1 protein-coding gene is annotated in these 246 nt (G+C 62.6%); it reads left to right on the top strand.

The genetic code is table 11. From position 1 onward, the window contains the following. On the top strand, window positions 1-246 hold a 246-nt coding region (locus QSV46_RS40675), incomplete at both ends, for a DegT/DnrJ/EryC1/StrS family aminotransferase (RefSeq protein ID WP_314964389.1).

Raw genomic sequence — 246 nt, 5'->3', positions numbered from 1 at the left:
CACCAGGCCGGCATGAGCGATATCACAGCCGCGCTGGGCCTTGCGCAGCTAAGGCGCCTCGACGAAATCCTGGAGCGACGCCGGCTCGCCGAACAGCTCTACAATGCGCATATGCAATCCTTCGAAGGTATCAAGCCGCCCTATGTGGCTCCCGAAGCGACCGAGGTGAACTGGTTCCTCTATCTCGTCCATCTCGGGACGCGCTTCACGCGCTCCAGCCGCGATGCCATCGTCGATGACCTGCGC

The sequence above is a fragment of the Bradyrhizobium cosmicum genome (genome assembly GCF_032290525.1).
Classification (GTDB): Bacteria; Pseudomonadota; Alphaproteobacteria; order Rhizobiales; family Xanthobacteraceae; genus Bradyrhizobium; species Bradyrhizobium cosmicum_A.
This window is presented reverse-complemented; position numbering and strand designations above follow the sequence as displayed.